This is a genomic window from Mesorhizobium sp. M7A.F.Ca.AU.002.02.1.1 (assembly GCF_003998535.1).
GTDB classification, from domain to species: Bacteria; Pseudomonadota; Alphaproteobacteria; order Rhizobiales; family Rhizobiaceae; genus Mesorhizobium; species Mesorhizobium ciceri.
This window is the reverse complement of the sequence record NZ_RZPB01000768.1, coordinates 1-2815: the sequence shown is the minus strand read 5'-3', so window position 1 is coordinate 2815 and position 2815 is coordinate 1. Positions and strand designations below refer to the sequence as shown.

Genomic DNA, 2815 nt, shown 5'->3' with positions numbered 1-2815 from the left:
GTCCTCGGGCTCGATCGTCGGCGCGACCGCCATGATCGCCATGAGCTTCGCCCAGGTGGCGACGGTCAACGGCAACCCCAATCCCAAGGCGATGTTCCTGGCGCAGGGCTGGACCGACCTGCCTGTCATCGTGCCGCTGCTGGTGGCGATCGCCTGCGGCCTCTTCGCCGGCCTGGTCAATGGCGCGCTGATCGCCTACACGCGCATTCCGCCATTCATCGCCACGCTCGGCATGATGGTGACCGCGCGCGGCATCGCCAAATGGTGGTCCAAGGGCCAGCCGATCTCGTTTCCCACCGAGAGTTTCGCCAGCATCGGCAAAGGCCTGATGCCGGTCGTCATCTTCCTGTCGCTGGCCATCCTGTTCCAGCTGATCATGACCTATACGAGGTACGGCAAGCACTGTTACGCGATCGGCTCCAACGAGGACGCCGCGCGCATGTCCGGCATCAAGATCGCCAATCACAAGATCCTGGTCTACGTCATCGCCGGCATTCTCGCCGCGCTCGCCGCCGTGGTGCTGAGCTCCAAGAACCTGACCGCGCAGTCCGGCATGGGCGTGATGTACGAACTCGACGCCATCGCCATGGCGGTCATCGGCGGGGTCTCGCTGTCGGGCGGCCGCGGCTCGATCATCGGCACGGTGATCGGCTCGCTGATCTTCGGCGTCATCATCTCCGGCTTCACCTTCCTGCGCCTCGACGCCTACTACCAGGAGATGGTCAAGGGCGTGATCATCGTCGGTGCGGTGGTTCTCGACCAGTGGCGCCAACGCCTGCGGGCAATGAGGGCATGACCATGTCAGACATCGTCCTGAAGACCGAAAACCTGACCAAGCGCTATGGCGGCGTGCATGCGCTGGAAGGCGCGAACTTCGAGCTGCGCAAGGGCGAGCATGTCGCCATCATGGGCGACAACGGCGCCGGCAAATCGACCTTCGTGCGCCAGATCACCGGCGTCGAGCAGCGCACCAGCGGCCAGATCTGGTTCGACGGCAAGGAAGTGAACTTTGCCGGGCCGATCGAGGCCCGCACGGCGGGCATCGAGACCGTGTTCCAGAATCTGGCGCTGGCCGACGATCTCGACGTGCCGTCGAACCTGTTCCTCGGCCGCGAGAAGGTTTTGTTCAACCTCGGCCCGTTCTCGATCCTCGACCGCAAATACATGCGCAAGGCAACCGAGGCGGCGCTGGTCCGCACGGCGGTGAAGATCCCCAATCTGTCCAACACCATCCGCCACATGTCGGGCGGCCAGCGCCAGTGCGTGGCGATCGCCCGGACGGCGACCTTCGCCTCCAAGCTGATCATCATGGACGAGCCCACCGCCGCCCTTGGCGTGCAGGAGACCGCGCAGGTCGAAAACATCGTGCGTACGCTGAAGGACAATGGCGAGCCGCTGATCCTGATCAGCCACAATATGCGCCAGGTGTTCGATCTCTGCGACCGCATCGTCGTGTTCCGGCGCGGCCGCATCGTCGCCAATCTGCGCAAGGAGAACACCGACGGAAACGATATCGTCTCCTACATCACCGGCGCCAAGACCGGGGAGGCGGAACTCGCGGCCTAAAACAGGATGGTCATCCTGTTTTCTGGCGCGCTCGAAAAATAGCCTTGCCACCTTTCCCCAAAAGCAAGGTGCGGACAACTCTCTCCAACCCATTCCCCCAGAGGAAATACCCATGACCGTTCGCTTCGCTCTCCTCGGTGCCGGCCGCATCGGCAAGGTCCACGCCCGTGCCGTCGGCTCCAATCCGCAGGCCAAACTGGTTGCGGTTGCCGATGCGTTCGAGAAGGCGGCCACCGAACTGGCCAGCGCCTATGGCGCCGAGGTGCGCAGCATCGAGGACATCGAGAAAGCCGGAGATATTGACGCCGTCATCATCTGCACGCCGACCGACACCCATGCCGATCTGATCGAGCGCTTCGCCAAGGCCGGCAAGGCGATCTTCTGCGAGAAGCCGATCGACCTCGACGTCAAGCGCGTCGAGAAATGCCTGGCCGTGGTCGACAAGGCCAAGGCGACGCTGATGGTCGGTTTCAACCGGCGTTTCGACCCGCATTTCGCCGCTGTGCGCAAGGCGATCGACGACGGCGCCATCGGCACCGTCGAGATGGTCACCATCACCTCGCGCGATCCGGGCGCGCCGCCGATCGATTACATCAAGCGCTCGGGCGGCATTTTCCGCGACATGACCATCCATGATTTCGACATGGCGCGCTTCCTGCTCGGCGAGGAACCAGTTGCCGTGAGCGCGCATGCCTCGGTGCTTGTGGACAAGAAGATCGGCGAGGCCGGCGATTTCGACTCGGTCAGCGTCATTCTCGAGACCGCGTCCGGCAAGCAGGCCGTCATCTCCAACTCGCGCCGCGCCACCTATGGCTACGACCAGCGCATCGAGGTGCATGGCTCGAAAGGCATGGTGGCTGCCGAGAACCAGCGGCCGGTGTCGATCGAACTGGCCAATGAGAAGGGCTATACGCGCCCGCCGCTGCACGACTTCTTCATGACCCGCTATCTCGACGCCTATGCCATCGAGATTGCCTCTTTCATCGCCGCCGCGACCTCGGGCAAGAAGGCATCACCCAGCGGCGCCGATGGGCTTATCGCGCTTCGATTGGCGGACGCCGCGCTAAAGTCGGCAACCACCGGCAAGACCGTCCGCCTCGACAAGTAAGAACCGGAACTCAATCCAGGAGCAAAGCGATGAGCGCATCCGCCGATCGCAATTCACAGACACGCGCCATCGTCACCGGCGGCGCGCAAGGCATCGGCTTTGCCGTTGCCGAAGCGTTGGCCGACGAGGGCTGCCGGGCGC

Annotated in this window: 3 protein-coding genes and 1 pseudogene; all 4 read left to right on the top strand. The window is 63.7% G+C overall.

Going from position 1 to position 2815, the window contains the following annotated elements; genetic code table 11:
- Window positions 1-796, top strand: a 796-nt coding sequence (locus EN879_RS30945; RefSeq protein ID WP_164774689.1) for an ABC transporter permease, incomplete at its 5' end; no start/stop codon positions are given.
- A 2-nt stretch (window positions 797-798) separates the two neighbouring features.
- Window positions 799-1566 carry an ATP-binding cassette domain-containing protein gene (locus tag EN879_RS30940; RefSeq protein ID WP_023810655.1) on the top strand — a complete coding sequence of 256 codons (768 nt, stop codon included), beginning with the start codon at window positions 799-801 and terminating at the stop codon, window positions 1564-1566.
- A gap of 112 nt (window positions 1567-1678) precedes the next feature.
- Window positions 1679-2674 carry an inositol 2-dehydrogenase gene (gene iolG / locus EN879_RS30935; protein WP_063169773.1) on the top strand — a complete coding sequence of 332 codons (996 nt, stop codon included), beginning with the start codon at window positions 1679-1681 and terminating at the stop codon, window positions 2672-2674.
- Window positions 2675-2703: 29 nt separating this feature from the next.
- Window positions 2704-2815: pseudogene (locus EN879_RS40765) on the top strand (short-chain dehydrogenase); the annotation flags it as partial.

What these genes read in the sequence shown, in the direction of transcription:
- iolG (WP_063169773.1), top strand. Translation starts at nt 1,679, where the DNA reads ATGACCGTTCGCTTCGCTCTCCTCGGTGCCGGCCGCATCGGCAAGGTC.
- EN879_RS30940 (WP_023810655.1), top strand. Translation starts at nt 799, where the DNA reads ATGTCAGACATCGTCCTGAAGACCGAAAACCTGACCAAGCGCTATGGC.